Source organism: Bacillus nitroreducens (assembly GCF_964021195.1).
Genome location: NZ_CAXHYI020000003.1, coordinates 2,520,356 through 2,537,072, shown reverse-complemented (window position 1 = coordinate 2,537,072; position 16,717 = coordinate 2,520,356). Strand labels below are relative to the sequence as shown.

At 41.8% G+C, this 16,717-nt stretch carries 8 protein-coding genes, 3 rRNA genes and 1 riboswitch; of the genes, 2 read left to right on the top strand and 9 right to left on the bottom strand.

From position 1 onward, the window contains the following. Positions 1 to 11: 11 nt before the first annotated feature. The 3 genes from ACWPVE_RS16155 to ACWPVE_RS16145 form a co-directional block, all read right to left on the bottom strand. Positions 12 to 896, bottom strand: a complete 885-nt coding sequence (locus ACWPVE_RS16155; protein ID WP_453995071.1) for a patatin-like phospholipase family protein — start codon at positions 894 to 896, stop codon at positions 12 to 14. A gap of 130 nt (positions 897 to 1,026) precedes the next feature. After that, on the bottom strand, positions 1,027 to 3,585 hold the full coding sequence (locus tag ACWPVE_RS16150; protein WP_453995069.1) for a vitamin B12-dependent ribonucleotide reductase: 2,559 nt from the start codon (positions 3,583 to 3,585) through the stop codon (positions 1,027 to 1,029). 487 nt (positions 3,586 to 4,072) lie between these two features. Then, a complete protein-coding gene (locus ACWPVE_RS16145) occupies positions 4,073 to 4,909 on the bottom strand; it encodes a lipoate--protein ligase family protein (protein ID WP_453995067.1) in 837 nt (278 codons plus the stop codon). Between the two features lie 125 nt (positions 4,910 to 5,034). Here ACWPVE_RS16145 and ACWPVE_RS16140 point away from each other — a divergent pair, with 125 nt between their 5' ends. Beyond that, positions 5,035 to 5,436 (top strand): rhodanese-like domain-containing protein, encoded by a 402-nt coding sequence (locus ACWPVE_RS16140; RefSeq protein ID WP_453995065.1) that lies wholly within the window; start codon positions 5,035 to 5,037, stop codon positions 5,434 to 5,436. 54 nt (positions 5,437 to 5,490) lie between these two features. Next, a complete protein-coding gene (locus ACWPVE_RS16135) occupies positions 5,491 to 6,327 on the top strand; it encodes a hypothetical protein (protein WP_453995063.1) in 837 nt (278 codons plus the stop codon). 240 nt (positions 6,328 to 6,567) lie between these two features. Here ACWPVE_RS16135 and rrf read toward each other — a convergent pair. From rrf to gcvT, 6 genes are all read right to left on the bottom strand, one after another. After that, positions 6,568 to 6,683: ribosomal RNA gene (gene rrf, locus ACWPVE_RS16130) — 5S ribosomal RNA — on the bottom strand. A 95-nt stretch (positions 6,684 to 6,778) separates the two neighbouring features. Beyond that, positions 6,779 to 9,710: ribosomal RNA gene (locus ACWPVE_RS16125) — 23S ribosomal RNA — on the bottom strand. Between the two features lie 529 nt (positions 9,711 to 10,239). Then, positions 10,240 to 11,789, bottom strand: a 16S ribosomal RNA gene (locus ACWPVE_RS16120). The 16S, 23S and 5S rRNA genes sit together here, the layout of an rRNA operon. 315 nt (positions 11,790 to 12,104) lie before the next feature. After that, positions 12,105 to 13,565: an aminomethyl-transferring glycine dehydrogenase subunit GcvPB gene (gene gcvPB, locus ACWPVE_RS16115; RefSeq protein ID WP_453995061.1), complete on the bottom strand. Its 1,461-nt coding sequence runs from the start codon at positions 13,563 to 13,565 to the stop codon at positions 12,105 to 12,107. Further along, the gene (gene gcvPA / locus ACWPVE_RS16110; RefSeq protein WP_453995059.1) at positions 13,558 to 14,904 is read right to left on the bottom strand and encodes an aminomethyl-transferring glycine dehydrogenase subunit GcvPA; all 1,347 of its coding nucleotides are present in this window, start codon (positions 14,902 to 14,904) and stop codon (positions 13,558 to 13,560) included. Before gcvPA ends, gcvPB begins: the two co-directional genes overlap by 8 nt. Positions 14,905 to 14,932: 28 nt before the next feature. Continuing rightward, positions 14,933 to 16,036 (bottom strand): glycine cleavage system aminomethyltransferase GcvT, encoded by a 1,104-nt coding sequence (gcvT, locus tag ACWPVE_RS16105; RefSeq protein ID WP_453995057.1) that lies wholly within the window; start codon positions 16,034 to 16,036, stop codon positions 14,933 to 14,935. 368 nt (positions 16,037 to 16,404) lie between these two features. Beyond that, positions 16,405 to 16,497: riboswitch (glycine riboswitch) on the bottom strand. Between the last annotated feature and the right edge of the window lie 220 nt (positions 16,498 to 16,717).

Here is a 16,717-nt window from a genome sequence, read left to right as displayed (position 1 = left end):
TCTCATCAAGTTTAATAACCCCAGGTTCTTAAAAAGGCCTCAGTGCGCATTTTTCCAAGTTGAATAAGCTCTAGTTTCTTTTCTTCCGTAACGCCAAATTCAGTTGTCAGATTGCTTTCCACTGGAATAAAAATAATATTCTTTTCATGTCGGCGCGAAATATAACGTGCATCATGTGCATTTTTCATTGTTTCGAAGAGGGCTCCAAACATATCGATAGCATTTCGTACATTATTTTGATGTTGCTGCTGATTGTTACCACTAAGTCTAATTCCAAGTACGGGGCGTTTTTTCATCTTTTTTTCTTCATCAAATAGCCAAATTGGAAAATTTGATAATACCCCACCATCCACGACAATCGTGCTTCCACGAGAATCTTTCAAGCGGACAGGCTCAAAGAAATATGGAAGACTACAACTCATCCGAACAGCTTTTGCAACTGAAAAGGAACCAGGGTGAATCCCATATCTCTCTAAATCATCTGGTAAAACCATAATTCTTCCATTCGTTAAGTCTGATGCAATAATCCTTAATTTCCCTTTAGGCATGTTCTGAAAGGTCACAACACCTTTTTCCCGTAGTTTTTGATAAATCCATTTTTCTAACATATCACCTTTATAAAGACCTAGTCGCCAATAGAGGAGAAGCCACTTTGTTAACGGAGTGTTCAACGGAGTTTTACGTTCATCTAAAAAATCACCGAGGTTTAATTCCTCCATGAGCTTGATAATCTCATTACTTGTGTATCCAACTGAAATTAAAGCTGCGATTAAAGATCCCGCACTAGTACCAGCTAACCTCTTAAAAACGAACCCCTTCGCTTCAATTGCTTGGTATGCACCTATTAGTGCAAACCCTTTGATACCTCCACCTGAAAAAACGCCATCGATTAACATTCGTACCCCTCCCATTAAAACAGAGCCTTATTACATTTTTAAGCGCTATGCTTGGGTTTTAGTACGTATGAATTTTTATCGGATAAAAAAAGAAGGAATCTAGTTTTAAGATTCCTTCTTGAACGGTATATTAAAGACCACATTTAAGTTGTGCGTTACAGTTTGTACATGTGTTACATCCACCAAGGTCTTCAACAGTACCTTGACGACAAACTGGACAAGTGTCGCCTACTTCAGAGCCAATTGTCACATCCGTTTGACGTAAGTCCATTATCGTGTCCATTAGAACCACTCGGTTCTGTGTTTTTTCCTCAGTTGTTTCCTCTGTGTCCTCAAACGTATTTTCTTCAGCTTTTAATGTAAGAACTTGAGAGTCACGGCTTCCATCAACATAAACCGTCCCACCCTTTGCTCCACCTTTATAGAGGCGCTCATATACCGCTTCTACTTGTGATACAGTATACCCTCTCGGTGCATTAACTGTCTTACTAATAGAGCTGTCAATCCAACGCTGAATCACACACTGAACATCCGCATGAGCTTCAGGTGAAAGCTCCATCGCTGAAACAAACCAGTTTGGTAGGTTGTTTGGATCTGTTTCTGGATGTTGGTCTAAATATTCTTGAACGATATCAGCTTTTACTTCGATAAACTTACCTAGGCGTCCACTTCTGAAATAAGAGAATGAGAAGTATGGTTCTAAACCTGTTGAAACACCAACCATCGTTCCTGTGCTACCCGTAGGTGCAACAGTAAGTAAGTGTGAGTTACGAATTCCGTGTTGTTTGATACCTTCTTTTATATCTTCTGGCATTTTTTGCATATATCCAGTATGAATAAATGCTTCTCTAATACGATTTCCATCCTCTGGAGAATTTCCTTCTAAGAATGGGAAGCTTCCTTTTTCTTTTGCAAGCTCAATAGAAGCACGGTAAGCAGTCGTCGCGATTGTTTCAAATACTTTGTCAACTAGCTTATTTCCTTCTTCTGAACCATACTCGGTTTCACAGTAGATTAGCATGTCGTGTAATCCCATTACACCAAGACCGACACGGCGCTCACCTAATGCTTGTTTTTTGTTTTCTTCTAGGAAGTATGGAGTTGCATCAATTACGTTGTCTTGCATTCTTACGCCAACTTCAACTGTTTGCTTAAGCTTTTCAAAGTTCACAGTTTTCGTATCTTTATTCACCATTTCAGCTAAGTTCACAGCTGCAAGGTTACAAACACTGTAAGGTGCGAGAGGCTGCTCACCACACGGATTTGTTGCAACTACTTTTTGACCATAGCTTTGCGCGTTAGTCATGTCGTTAGCATTATCAATGAAGAAAATGCCTGGTTCTGCAGCATAAGTTGCACAAATATTGATTAGGTTCCAAAGTTCCTTAGCTCTAATCTTACGGTACACACGTACTTTATGTCCGAGCTTTTCCCACTCACGTACGTCTCCCACTTTGTGCCACTCTTCATTGTAGATTTTCATTTCTTCTTCATTGTAACTTTCCACATCTGGGAATTTCAGTTCGTACATTTTATCTTCTTCAACAGCTTGCATAAAATCTTTTGTGATACAAACTGAGATATTTGCTCCAGTTAAAAACTCTGGATTATGAACACTATATGTTCCACCCGTTTTTAACTTTTGTTCAGCATCTTTAATAATCTTTTCGCTAAATCCACCATAACCAGGGATGTGTCTGTAATTCACAATACCTTGGTACATTTGAATTTCTTGCTCAGTAAATGGTGTAAATTTTAACTTTTCTTCTGCATATTTTTTAATGGTTGCATCTTCTGTATTTTCAATTAAATAACGAAGAATTCTTGGATTTTGCATCTTCGAAATAATAAATTCAATAATATCTGGGTGATCCGACTGGAGCATAATCATTTGAGCACCACGTCTTGATCCGCCCTGTTCAACAAGATGTGTTAATTTTGCAATGTCATCAAGCCATGAAACGGAACCAGATGACTTACCATTTACACCGCGTGCTAGTGTGTTACGTGGACGTAATGTAGAACCATTTGTTCCTACACCGCCACCACGGCTCATAATTTCCATAACTTGTTTACGGTGCTCAGAAATGCCTTCACGAGAGTCCTGTACATATGGCATTACGTAACAGTTAAAATACGTTACCTCTGTATCCGCACCTGCTCCATAGAGAACACGTCCTGCTGGTATAAAGTTAAGAGACACAAGTTCTTGATAGAACTTCTCAAACCATTCCTGACGTTTTTCCTCCGTTTCCTCAACGGAAGCTAAACCAGTGGCATTTCTCTTTGCAATTTGCTCATAGAAGATCTCCAGTGGTTTCTCGATGACATCAAGCGAACGATTTACAATACCTGTCTCTATCTCTTCAGGTTTGTCCAACACGCCACGGTACTCTTCTTCTACTAGCACCTGTGCAGTTTTCTGTTCCCAATCAATATCAACGATGTAGCCTAAACCACGCGCAGGGAATTTTGGATCTTCCTTGATCGTAAGGACAACAAAGTCACCTTCTGCTAGAGTAATCTTTTCGGTATCTTTGAATGTATACCGATCGAGCATAACTAGCCTTGACACGCCCTTATGAGTAATCTTCATATCCTCCGTTACCGGATGGACTTGAGGAAAAAGGCGTATGTCCTGGTTTAACCTTTCTACATTAATATTCATTTTTTCTAGCACAACAGTCATTCCCACATCTCCCTTTAAAATCTATTAAAACAAAGTTGTTGTATTTTATGTGATAAAAATAAAGTATCATATATCTATATGAAAGACAACACAAATATCAATATATAGTATTAATTTATTTTTCAACACCACTACATATTGATTTTTAGATAAATGAAATCTATTTTGTCAAACGGATAATAGTATAAAATATATAGCAAAACAGAGGAAAAACTAGGTAAACTTCATTTTTTCATCTTTTTTGAAGAATTTTGTCACTTGATTTTCCTTAAAAAAGGCCAAAGCTAATAATATCAAACGCTAGGCAATTTGGCCAAGAAAAAAACGACTAAAAAAAGTCGTTATTTTTACATTAACGGCAGTAACACCACCCAAGCTTATGTAAAATCATAAGGATTTAGGTAGTGAATAACTGCCCGTAAATGCCCGATTGGTTTAACTAAAAATCATTATGGAATGAAAGAAACCCTAATGTTAAAGTTTCACTTTATCTTTTAAAATTCCAAGCATCGTTTTTATATCTTTTTTCTGCGATTTCATGAACATAGTTCAATTCTTCATCTGTTAATTGATAAGGTTCAAGTACAATATCTAGTCCTTCCTCAAACCCCTCTTTAAAAGCTTGTTTAGCTTCATCTATCGTTACTGGCGTCTTCCTTAGAGCATTTATTGCAACTGCCTTATTTTTAAAATTTCGCTGCATTCTTTCTCTTACGCGGTCACTAGAATATTTAAATAGATCAAATAATTTATCTTCATCTATATCTAGTAGTATGGAACCGTGTTGGAGAATAACACCCTTTTGTCTTGTTTGTGCACTTCCTGCTACCTTTCGACCTTCAACAACAAGCTCGTACCATGAAGGTGCATCGAAACAAACAGCTGAACGTGGATTTTTTAAACCTTCTCGTTCCTCAGCCGTTCTTGGAATCGCAAAGTATGCATCCAGTCCCAATTTTCGAAATCCCTGCAGGACCCCTTCTGAAATCACACGATAAGCTTCTGTTACTGTTTGAGGCATCTCAGGATGATCCTCTGAAACAATTACACTATAAGTAAGTTCCTTATCATGTAAAACACCTCTACCACCAGTAGGGCGTCTAACAAAACCTAGTCCGTATTTTTTCACAGCATCTAAATCGATTTCTCTTTCTACTTTTTGAAAATAACCAATTGATAGAGTCGGTGGGTTCCATCCATAAAATCGAACTGTTGGAGGGATTTTACCCTCACTGTTCCAATCCAGCAAAGCTTCATCTAAAGCCATATTAAACTCAGGCGAGCAATGTCCTGAATCGATAAATCTCCATACCTCTTTACCCATAATAAAACCTTCTTTGTTCTATAATAGTCTGCCTTATTTAGTCTATCAAAAGGAGATTGAAATGCAAAATTAAATACTCCAGAGAATTCCTTTGATTCTTTTATGTCACACGAATATAATAGAAAATGAGAGATAGAAAAAGGAGTAGATTGATTTTGGAAATACTTTTAATTGTTTTAGGTGCAATCATCGCATACGGAATATTTACATTCTTCTACCAACGTAAAATTGTAACTGTTTTAACGGAAGAACAGTTCCGTGAAGGATATCGTAAAGCACAATTAATAGACGTCCGTGAACCGAACGAATTTGACGGGGGTCACATTCTAGGAGCACGTAACATACCTTTATCCCAAATGAAACAGCGTTTAACTGAAATCAGACCTGACAAACCAGTCTACCTTTACTGCCAAAATACAGTTCGTAGTGGTCGTGCAGCCCAACTACTTCGTAAAAATGGTTACAAAGACCTCTACCAACTACAAGGTGGATTTAAGAAATGGTCAGGTAAAATAAAGAAAAAATAACCTATTCCGCCATTGGAATAGGTTTTTTCATCAATTAGACCGAGGTGTTTCTATTTGAATTTATTGATCGGATTACATCATACCATCTACCATCCCAGACTCATCATCATTCCACTAATGATACATCTGACTCTAACGATTACCCAAGTTGTGGGAGTTTTTCTAGGCTTCTCTTTGTTTTCCTTTCATCGCTTTGATTTTTATATACCATATTGGATGTTACCATTAGATAATCTATCACTTTTATCAAATATGCCAACTACAAGTAACTGGCCACTCACTTTCGTTGCTACAGTTCTAATTATCTTAATAAAAAGCTATGCACTAAGCATGTACCTTGGTTCGATAAAGTGTTTTCTGGAGGGACCTGATAATACATATTCAATACTTAAAATTGCCCCATACTATTTCAAAAGAATGGTCGTGTTTTCGATCATGCAATTTATTTATAGTAGCATTCTTATTTTTTTGGCTAATCTATACTGGCCACTGGCAGTACTAACAATTCTAATTGTAATCTTTTTCTCACTGACACCATTCTTAATTGTCTTGGAAGATACCACCGTTTTGGATGCTTTAGCAAATTCACCAAAACAGATTATAAAAAACTTCAGGATCATATTTATAATTATTCTAATAGCAGTGTTATTAACATTCTTAATCATCCAAGTACCATTCAACGATAAATTTACAGCTTACTATTTTACATCACTTATATCGAGTTTTATTGGAACAACTTTGATATTTGCTATTATGAATAGTTTACATTTGAGTATTTATCAATTTAGCCTTCCACCTAAGAGAGTAAGAAAGTCACGAATGTTCTTCCCACCACTTTGGATCGTTGCACTATTATTACCATTCTTAGGGGCTTTGTTAGCTAATGTTTAAATAGAACGAAATGAACTACAAACGCAGAAAAAATTTTGAAGGGTTAAAATATGGGCTAGGATATTTGCGGTATACCATTTATCGTGTTGTAGCTTGTTCATATACCGATTAGGCTAAACCATTTTGATTTTACAGATTAGTGACAAAGGGTCCAAATCTAACTCTAACCACAAACTACTTTTCCAAAGATCTTGTTTTTAAATACAAAAAAGATCAACCACATCGGTTGATCTTTTAGGTGCTTAGCGACGTCCTACTCTCACAGGGGCAATGCCCCAACTACCATCGGCGCTGAAGAGCTTAACTTCCGTGTTCGGTATGGGAACGGGTGTGACCTCTTCGCTATCGTCACTAAACTATAAGAAGGATTCATTCCTTCAAAACTAGATAACGCACGCACATTCATTTATGTCTTGCTACGGCTCCTATACAGTCGCCTTCGCAATTCTATTTGGTTAAGTCCTCGATCGATTAGTATCAGTCAGCTGCACATGTCACCATGCTTCCACCTCTGACCTATCAACCTCGTCATCTTCGAGGGATCTTACTAGTTTAACACTATGGGAAATCTCATCTTGAGGGGGGCTTCATGCTTAGATGCTTTCAGCACTTATCCCTTCCACACATAGCTACCCAGCTATGCCCTTGGCAGGACAACTGGTACACCAGCGGTGTGTCCATCCCGGTCCTCTCGTACTAAGGACAGCTCCTCTCAAATTTCCTACGCCCACGACGGATAGGGACCGAACTGTCTCACGACGTTCTGAACCCAGCTCGCGTACCGCTTTAATGGGCGAACAGCCCAACCCTTGGGACCGACTACAGCCCCAGGATGCGATGAGCCGACATCGAGGTGCCAAACCTCCCCGTCGATGTGGACTCTTGGGGGAGATAAGCCTGTTATCCCCGGGGTAGCTTTTATCCGTTGAGCGATGGCCCTTCCATGCGGAACCACCGGATCACTAAGCCCGACTTTCGTCCCTGCTCGACTTGTAGGTCTCGCAGTCAAGCTCCCTTGTGCCTTTACACTCTACGAATGATTTCCAACCATTCTGAGGGAACCTTTGGGCGCCTCCGTTACTCTTTAGGAGGCGACCGCCCCAGTCAAACTGCCCACCTGACACTGTCTCCAAGGCCGATAAGGCCTTCGGGTTAGAATTTCAATACAGCCAGGGTAGTATCCCACCGACGCCTCCACCGAAGCTAGCGCTCCGGCTTCCAAGGCTCCTACCTATCCTGTACAAGCTGTACCAAAATTCAATATCAGGTTGCAGTAAAGCTCCACGGGGTCTTTCCGTCCTGTCGCGGGTAACCTGCATCTTCACAGGTACTATAATTTCACCGAGTCTCTCGTTGAGACAGTGCCCAGATCGTTACACCTTTCGTGCGGGTCAGAACTTACCTGACAAGGAATTTCGCTACCTTAGGACCGTTATAGTTACGGCCGCCGTTTACTGGGGCTTCGATTCAGAGCTTCGCTTGCGCTAACCCCTCCTCTTAACCTTCCAGCACCGGGCAGGTGTCAGCCCCTATACTTCGCCTTGCGGCTTCGCAGAGACCTGTGTTTTTGCTAAACAGTCGCCTGGGCCTATTCACTGCGGCTTTTCAGGGCTATGCACCCTAAAAAGCACCCCTTCTCCCGAAGTTACGGGGTCATTTTGCCGAGTTCCTTAACGAGAGTTCTCTCGATCACCTTAGGATTCTCTCCTCGCCTACCTGTGTCGGTTTGCGGTACGGGCACCATTTACCTCGCTAGAAGCTTTTCTTGGCAGTGTGGAATCAGGAACTTCGGTACTTTATTTCCCTCGCCATCACAGCTCAACCTGACGGTAAGCGGATTTGCCTACTTACCAGTCTAACTGCTTGGACGCACATATCCAACAGTGCGCTTACCCTATCCTCCTGCGTCCCTCCATTGCTCAAACGGTAAAGAGGTGGTACAGGAATATCAACCTGTTGTCCATCGCCTACGCTTTTCAGCCTCGGCTTAGGTCCCGACTAACCCTGAGCGGACGAGCCTTCCTCAGGAAACCTTAGGCATTCGGTGGAGGGGATTCTCACCCCTCTTTCGCTACTCATACCAGCATTCTCACTTCTAAGCGCTCCACCAGTCCTCACGGTCTGACTTCGCTGCGCTTAGAACGCTCTCCTACCATTGTTCGTAAGAACAATCCACAGCTTCGGTGATACGTTTAGCCCCGGTACATTTTCGGCGCAGAGTCACTCGACCAGTGAGCTATTACGCACTCTTTAAATGGTGGCTGCTTCTAAGCCAACATCCTGGTTGTCTAAGCAACTCCACATCCTTTTCCACTTAACGTATACTTTGGGACCTTAGCTGGTGGTCTGGGCTGTTTCCCTCTTGACTACGGATCTTATCACTCGCAGTCTGACTCCCGAGAATCAAGTCTTTGGCATTCGGAGTTTGACTGAATTCGGTAACCCGATGAGGGCCCCTAGTCCAATCAGTGCTCTACCTCCAAGACTCTATACTCGAGGCTAGCCCTAAAGCTATTTCGGAGAGAACCAGCTATCTCCAAGTTCGATTGGAATTTCTCCGCTACCCACACCTCATCCCCGCACTTTTCAACGTACGTGGGTTCGGGCCTCCATTCAGTGTTACCTGAACTTCACCCTGGACATGGGTAGATCACCTGGTTTCGGGTCTACGACCACGTACTCATTCGCCCTATTCAGACTCGCTTTCGCTGCGGCTCCGTCTCTTCGACTTAACCTTGCACGTAATCGTAACTCGCCGGTTCATTCTACAAAAGGCACGCCATCACACATGAATGTGCTTTGACTACTTGTAGGCACACGGTTTCAGGTTCTATTTCACTCCCCTCCCGGGGTGCTTTTCACCTTTCCCTCACGGTACTGGTTCACTATCGGTCACTAGGGAGTATTTAGCCTTGGGAGATGGTCCTCCCAGCTTCCGACGGGATTTCACGTGTCCCGCCGTACTCAGGATCCACTCAAGAGAGAACGAAGTTTCGACTACAGGGTTGTTACCTTCTCTGACGGACCTTTCCAGGTCGCTTCGTCTACTTCGCTCTTTTGTAACTCCGTATAGAGTGTCCTACAACCCCAAGAGGCAAGCCTCTTGGTTTGGGCTATCTTCCGTTTCGCTCGCCGCTACTCAGGAAATCGCGTTTGCTTTCTCTTCCTCTGGGTACTTAGATGTTTCAGTTCCCCAGGTCTACCTTCGCTTACCCTATGAATTCAGGTAAGGATACTGCCCCATTACGAGCAGTGGGTTTCCCCATTCGGAAATCTTCGGATCAATGCTTACTTACAGCTCCCCGAAGCATATCGGTGTTAGTACCGTCCTTCATCGGCTCCTAGTGCCTAGGCATCCACCGTGCGCCCTTTATAACTTAACCTGTCGGCTTCGATAAGCTTCAAATTTCTTCGTCACTGCTCTCGTCAGCATCCTCACGTACCGTTAAATACGCTCTGGTGCTTCCTCCATCAGTTCGTCGAACTTTTCGCTTCTCATGCGCCTATAAGTTTTAAAGAACTTACTTCAATGAATGTTTTGTTACGTTATCTAGTTTTCAAAGAACGAAGTTACTGACATCAATCACATCGTGATTTACATCAGTGAATAGTCTTCATGTAGCTTTGCGCTGAGGAATTAATCATCATTGACTAATCTTGCAGACGCAAGCACAATTGATTTTTGCGAAAGGCAAAAATCGACCTTTGAAAGTACAAAAAGCACTCTCAAAACTGACCACAATACAAAACGTCTTTTTTATGAAGTTCGTAGAACTTCTATTGTCTAGCTACGGTTCCTAGCCTCTCGAGATTGCTTCACTTCTTCTGTCAAAGTCTACTGACTTTTCCTTCAGAAATTCCAGCACTTTTCGAAGCTGAACAGTCACCTTCGCTTTTCGACTTTTTCCTTAGAAAGGAGGTGATCCAGCCGCACCTTCCGATACGGCTACCTTGTTACGACTTCACCCCAATCATCTGTCCCACCTTAGGCGGCTGGCTCCTTACGGTTACCCCACCGACTTCGGGTGTTACAAACTCTCGTGGTGTGACGGGCGGTGTGTACAAGGCCCGGGAACGTATTCACCGCGGCATGCTGATCCGCGATTACTAGCGATTCCGGCTTCATGCAGGCGAGTTGCAGCCTGCAATCCGAACTGAGAATGGTTTTATGGGATTGGCTTAACCTCACGGTTTCGCTGCCCTTTGTACCATCCATTGTAGCACGTGTGTAGCCCAGGTCATAAGGGGCATGATGATTTGACGTCATCCCCACCTTCCTCCGGTTTGTCACCGGCAGTCACCTTAGAGTGCCCAACTGAATGCTGGCAACTAAGATCAAGGGTTGCGCTCGTTGCGGGACTTAACCCAACATCTCACGACACGAGCTGACGACAACCATGCACCACCTGTCACTCTGTCCCCGAAGGGAACGTCCTATCTCTAGGAGTGTCAGAGGATGTCAAGACCTGGTAAGGTTCTTCGCGTTGCTTCGAATTAAACCACATGCTCCACCGCTTGTGCGGGCCCCCGTCAATTCCTTTGAGTTTCAGTCTTGCGACCGTACTCCCCAGGCGGAGTGCTTAATGCGTTGACTTCAGCACTAAAGGGCGGAAACCCTCTAACACTTAGCACTCATCGTTTACGGCGTGGACTACCAGGGTATCTAATCCTGTTCGCTCCCCACGCTTTCGCGCCTCAGCGTCAGTTACAGACCAGAGAGCCGCCTTCGCCACTGGTGTTCCTCCACATCTCTACGCATTTCACCGCTACACGTGGAATTCCGCTCTCCTCTTCTGCACTCAAGTCCCCCAGTTTCCAATGACCCTCCACGGTTGAGCCGTGGGCTTTCACATCAGACTTAAAGGACCGCCTGCGCGCGCTTTACGCCCAATAATTCCGGATAACGCTTGCCACCTACGTATTACCGCGGCTGCTGGCACGTAGTTAGCCGTGGCTTTCTGGTTAGGTACCGTCAAGGTACCGCCCTATTCGAACGATACTTGTTCTTCCCTAACAACAGAGCTTTACGATCCGAAGACCTTCTTCGCTCACGCGGCGTTGCTCCGTCAGACTTTCGTCCATTGCGGAAGATTCCCTACTGCTGCCTCCCGTAGGAGTCTGGGCCGTGTCTCAGTCCCAGTGTGGCCGATCACCCTCTCAGGTCGGCTACGCATCGTTGCCTTGGTGAGCCGTTACCTCACCAACTAGCTAATGCGCCGCGGGCCCATCCGTAAGTGATAGCAAGAAGCCATCTTTTAATATAAGACCATGTGGTCTCATATGTTATCCGGTATTAGCTCCGGTTTCCCGAAGTTATCCCAGTCTTACAGGTAGGTTGCCCACGTGTTACTCACCCGTCCGCCGCTAATCTTCGGGAGCAAGCTCCCTTAGATTCGCTCGACTTGCATGTATTAGGCACGCCGCCAGCGTTCATCCTGAGCCAGGATCAAACTCTCCAATAGAGTATTGATTGCTCAATAATTTAAAAATTGAATTAACATTGACGCTTGTATTGTGTTCAGTTTTCAAAGAACTTTTTTGGCTATCGCTCAAAATCGACTTTAACAATATAACATTTTTGATTCGTTTAAGTCAACAACTATTTTCTAAGTTTTTTTCTCTTTAAAATGTTGTGACTTAATCAATCACGTTATCGTGTTGACTTAACTTATAATATCAGCTCGCCACTTATTTTACAATACTTTTAATCGCGGTAAATTATGGTAACAAAAGAGATTCCTCCTAGTTCGGAAGAATCTCTTCTATAAGAATATCTATTATTGTTTTTGATAACGTAAAACTGGTTTTCTTGCTGCTAGAGTTTCATCCAAACGGCTAACAACTGTTGTATGTGGTGCTTCTTGAACGATTTCTGGATTCTCTTCCGCTTCTTTTGCAATTTGAATCATTGCTTCAATGAATGAATCTAGTGTTTCTTTCGATTCTGTTTCTGTTGGTTCGATCATCATACATTCCTCAACATTTAACGGGAAGTAGATGGTTGGTGGATGGTAACCAAAATCGAGTAATCGTTTTGCAATATCTAATGTACGAACGCCGAGCTTCTTTTGACGTCTACCTGAAATGACAAACTCGTGTTTACAATGTCTATCATATGGCAGGTCAAAATATGGCTCTAGTCGACGCATCATATAGTTTGCATTGATAACTGCGTTTTCAGTTACAGCTTTTAGTCCGTCTGGACCCATTGAACGAATATACGTATATGCACGAACATTGATACCGAAGTTACCATAGAATGGTTTTACGCGTCCGATTGATTGTGGACGATTATAGTCAAAGTGATAACCTTCTTCTGTTTTTATAAGTACTGGTTTAGGTAAGTATGGAATAAGATCAGCCTTCACACCCACTGGTCCTGATCCAGGTCCACCTCCACCATGTGGTCCAGTAAATGTCTTATGAAGGTTTAAGTGAACAACGTCAAATCCCATGTCTCCAGGGCGTGCTTTACTTAAAACCGCGTTCAAGTTTGCTCCGTCATAATAGACTTTACCACCAGCAGAGTGAATGATTTCAGTCATTTCTATAATATCTTCTTCAAACAGTCCAAGTGTATTAGGGTTTGTTAACATCAATGCAGCTGTATCTGGTCCAACTACGCGACGTAAATCCTCTAAATCAACTAAACCATCTTCATTTGATTTTACTGTAATAGTTTCAAAACCTGCGACAGTTGCAGATGCCGGGTTTGTTCCATGAGCAGAGTCAGGAACAATCACTTTTGTACGAGCCGTATCATTATTTGCTTCATGGAATGCACGAATCATCATTAATCCAGTCCATTCACCATGTGCACCTGCTGCTGGTTGAAGGGTTACTTCATCCATTCCTGTAATTTCCTTGAGATGCTCTTGAAGATCATACATAAGCTCCATCGCACCTTGGACAGTAGTTTCATCTTGTAATGGATGGATGTGAGCAAATCCGTTAAAGCGAGCTACATTTTCATTAATCTTCGGATTGTATTTCATCGTACATGAACCTAAAGGATAAAAACCTGAATCTACACCGTGGTTACGATTTGATAATGCTGTATAGTGACGCATAATATCTAATTCAGACACTTCAGGTAACTCTGGCTCCTCTACACGAAGATAGTCACTTGGGATAACTTCATCAAGGTTCACCTCTGGTACATCTAACTCTGGCAAACTATAACCAATTCGACCTGGTTTCGATAATTCAAAAATTAATGGTTGATCTTGCTTATTCATGGCTATCCCCCAATTCTTTTACAAGTGTGTCAATCTCTTCTTTCGAGCGAAGTTCAGTAACTGCCACTAACATATGTCCTTCTAGTTCTGGGTAGTCACGCCCTAAATCATATCCACCAATAATTCCATTTTCTAGTAAACGAGCATTTGCTTCACTTACAGATTTTCCGACTTTTACAACAAATTCATTGAAAAATGGTCCTTCATACGCAATTTCGAAACCATTTGCTTTAAATTGTTGTTTCGCATAATACGCTTTTTGAATGTTTTGTGTCGCAATTTCTTTCACACCTTTTTTACCTAAGGCAGTCATTGCAACAGAGGCTGCCAATGCATTCAAGGCTTGGTTTGAACAAATATTTGATGTCGCTTTGTCGCGGCGAATATGCTGTTCACGAGCTTGAAGTGTCAGAACAAATCCACGTTTTCCTTCTTCATCTACAGTTTGACCCACGAGGCGACCAGGGACTTTACGCATTAATTTTGATGTTACTGCGAAATATCCACAGTGTGGACCACCAAATGCTGCAGGAATCCCAAATGGCTGTGCATCCCCAACTACAATATCTGCACCTAATTTCCCAGGAGGTGTTAGTGCTCCCAACGCTAAAGGATTACTTGATACGACGAACATGCTTTTCCCTGTATGAGCAACTGCCTCAATTTCTTTTAACGGTTCAATTTGACCAAAGAAGTTTGGATATTGAACAATCACACACGACACATCACTATCCATTAAAGATTGGAGTGCTTCCACATCTGTTACACCATTCTTTGTTGGAACTTCTACCACTTCAATATATTGACCCCTTGCATATGTTTCAAGAACATGTCTTGATTCAGGATGAACGGCCTGTGAAACAAGAACTTTTTTATTTTTTGTGTGACCTGAAGCTAACATTGCTGCTTCTGCAAGTGAAGTTCCCCCATCATACATTGAAGAATTCGCTACATCCATTCCTGTTAGTTCACAAATCATCGTTTGGAATTCAAAGATTGCTTGAAGTTCCCCTTGTGAAATCTCTGGTTGGTATGGTGTATATGCTGTATAAAACTCTGAACGAGAAAGAACATGATCCACAATCACTGGCATGTAGTGATCGTACACACCTGCACCTAGGAATGACGCATTATGGCGTAAATCTGCGTTTTTAGCTGCTAATGCAGAAAGTTCTTTCATTAAAGCAGATTCAGATTTTGCTTTCTTAATATTGTATTCACCTTTAAATCGAACACTTTCTGGAATATCACTAAAAAGCTCTTCGACAGTGGAGACGCCGATTGCTTGAAGCATTTCGTTTTTATCTTGTTCCGTCATAGGTAAGTAACGATGTTTCATGAATGTACCCCTTTCCCTTTCAATCCGTTTATTTTTTTGGACGTTTATAGAATGGTGTTGCCACCACTTTTGCTTTTAAACGTTTTTTGCGAACTTGAACTTCAACTTCTGTTCCTAGTTCGGCATGCTCTGATTTGATTAACACTAGACCAATATTCTTTTGAAGTGTAGGAGATTGTGTACCTGTTGTAACTTCACCAACTTGCTCTTCCCCAATATATACTTCATAACCATGGCGGGGAATTCCTTTGTCAATCATTTCGATTCCAACAAGCTTTCGGGAAGCCCCTTCTTCTTTTTGCTGTTTTAATACGGATTTACCAATAAAATCAACTTCTTTATTTGGTTTTACTGCAAATCCGATGCCAGCTTCAATTGGTGTAATATCTGGTGATAGCTCTTGTCCATAAAGTACAAGATTTGCTTCAAAGCGTAATGTGTCACGTGCACCTAATCCACACGGTAAGATTCCCTCAGGTTCACCAGCCTCCAAAATAGCGTTCCAGATGGCAGCTGTGTCTTCAGCCTGGCAGTATACCTCGAAACCATCTTCACCTGTGTAGCCCGTTCTAGATACGAGAGTTTTCTTACCTGCGATTTCAACATCGTCTTGGAATTTAAAATTCTTAATATCACTTAAGTTTGTGTTTGTTAGTTTTTGTAAAACAGCTTCAGCAAGTGGTCCTTGAATCGCAACTTGTCCTATATCATCTGAGATATTCACGACTTCAACCTCACCAAAGATGTGTTCGTTTAGCCAATTAAAATCTTTTTCTGTATTTGATGCATTAACAACAAGTAAATAATGTTCATCGGATTTCTTATAGATAAGTAAGTCATCAACTGTTCCACCATTTTCATAGCACATTGCTGTATATTGCGTAGCACCATTCTTTAAAAGTGAAACATCATTTGTCATCATTTTCTGGAGATAAGCTAAGCTGTCCTTTCCCTTCACTTCAATTTCACCCATGTGCGAAACATCAAAAAGGCCTACTTTTGTGCGAACTGCTTCATGTTCTTCCTTAATACTTGAGAATTGGACAGGGAGATCCCACCCACCAAAATCAATCGTTTTGGCGCCATGCTTTTGATACTCTTCAAATAATGGTGTTTGTTTTAATTCAGACAACCCGATTCCTCCTTCACATTACATCCTTTTATATGTTTTTTGGACTTTATTAAAACCGAAAGATTCTGACAACATAAAAAAGGACAGATAGACTCCACGGTAACGTGAAGTCTCTGTCCTTGCACCTGAAAGTTTACCTAAGATGACGTTTTAAAAAGTCCAGGAAAAAAGCTGTTGGCTTGCTTCTGTAGTGCTCGTGTATTAATTGCATACACTTCGCTCCTTGAAACTTCGCTGCCTCGAACTTCTCGGCTCTTTTTGTCCTTCTTTTTAAACACTATCTTTTTAGGTTTGCCCCGTTGGTGGCCATCAGAAAGATAGCAACATATCGCAGTTACTTTCTAATTAATTGGCTCTCTCCAGAGTTGCGTCCAACAAGAGTCTTTTTGCCTGAGAGATTCACAATTTTCTTGCTTGCTCCTTCGGCGCTACAAAAATGTAGTCTCTCCCCTTGTTATCATTCGCTGTCTTCATATTATTCATTTTTTTGGTAATACTAACGAAACGACTATGGAAAAATTAACAAGTCCAGTCCAAAAAACTTATTTTATATCAAAATAATGTTTCAAGAAACCCTTCTCCCAAGCAGGAAGAAGCGTTTTCTTACTAACTTCATCCTACCATCATATTGCATTTTGGGCAACATTTTATTTTCTTAACATTAATATATTTTTCTGAAAA

Coding starts and splice junctions, on each gene's coding strand:
- ACWPVE_RS16145 (WP_453995067.1), bottom strand. CDS start 4,909: ATGGGTAAAGAGGTATGGAGATTTATCGATTCAGGACATTGCTCGCCT.
- ACWPVE_RS16155 (WP_453995071.1), bottom strand. CDS start 896: ATGTTAATCGATGGCGTTTTTTCAGGTGGAGGTATCAAAGGGTTTGCA.
- gcvPA (WP_453995059.1), bottom strand. CDS start 14,904: ATGAAACATCGTTACTTACCTATGACGGAACAAGATAAAAACGAAATG.
- ACWPVE_RS16150 (WP_453995069.1), bottom strand. CDS start 3,585: ATGACTGTTGTGCTAGAAAAAATGAATATTAATGTAGAAAGGTTAAAC.
- ACWPVE_RS16140 (WP_453995065.1), top strand. CDS start 5,035: ATGAGAGATAGAAAAAGGAGTAGATTGATTTTGGAAATACTTTTAATT.
- gcvPB (WP_453995061.1), bottom strand. CDS start 13,565: ATGAATAAGCAAGATCAACCATTAATTTTTGAATTATCGAAACCAGGT.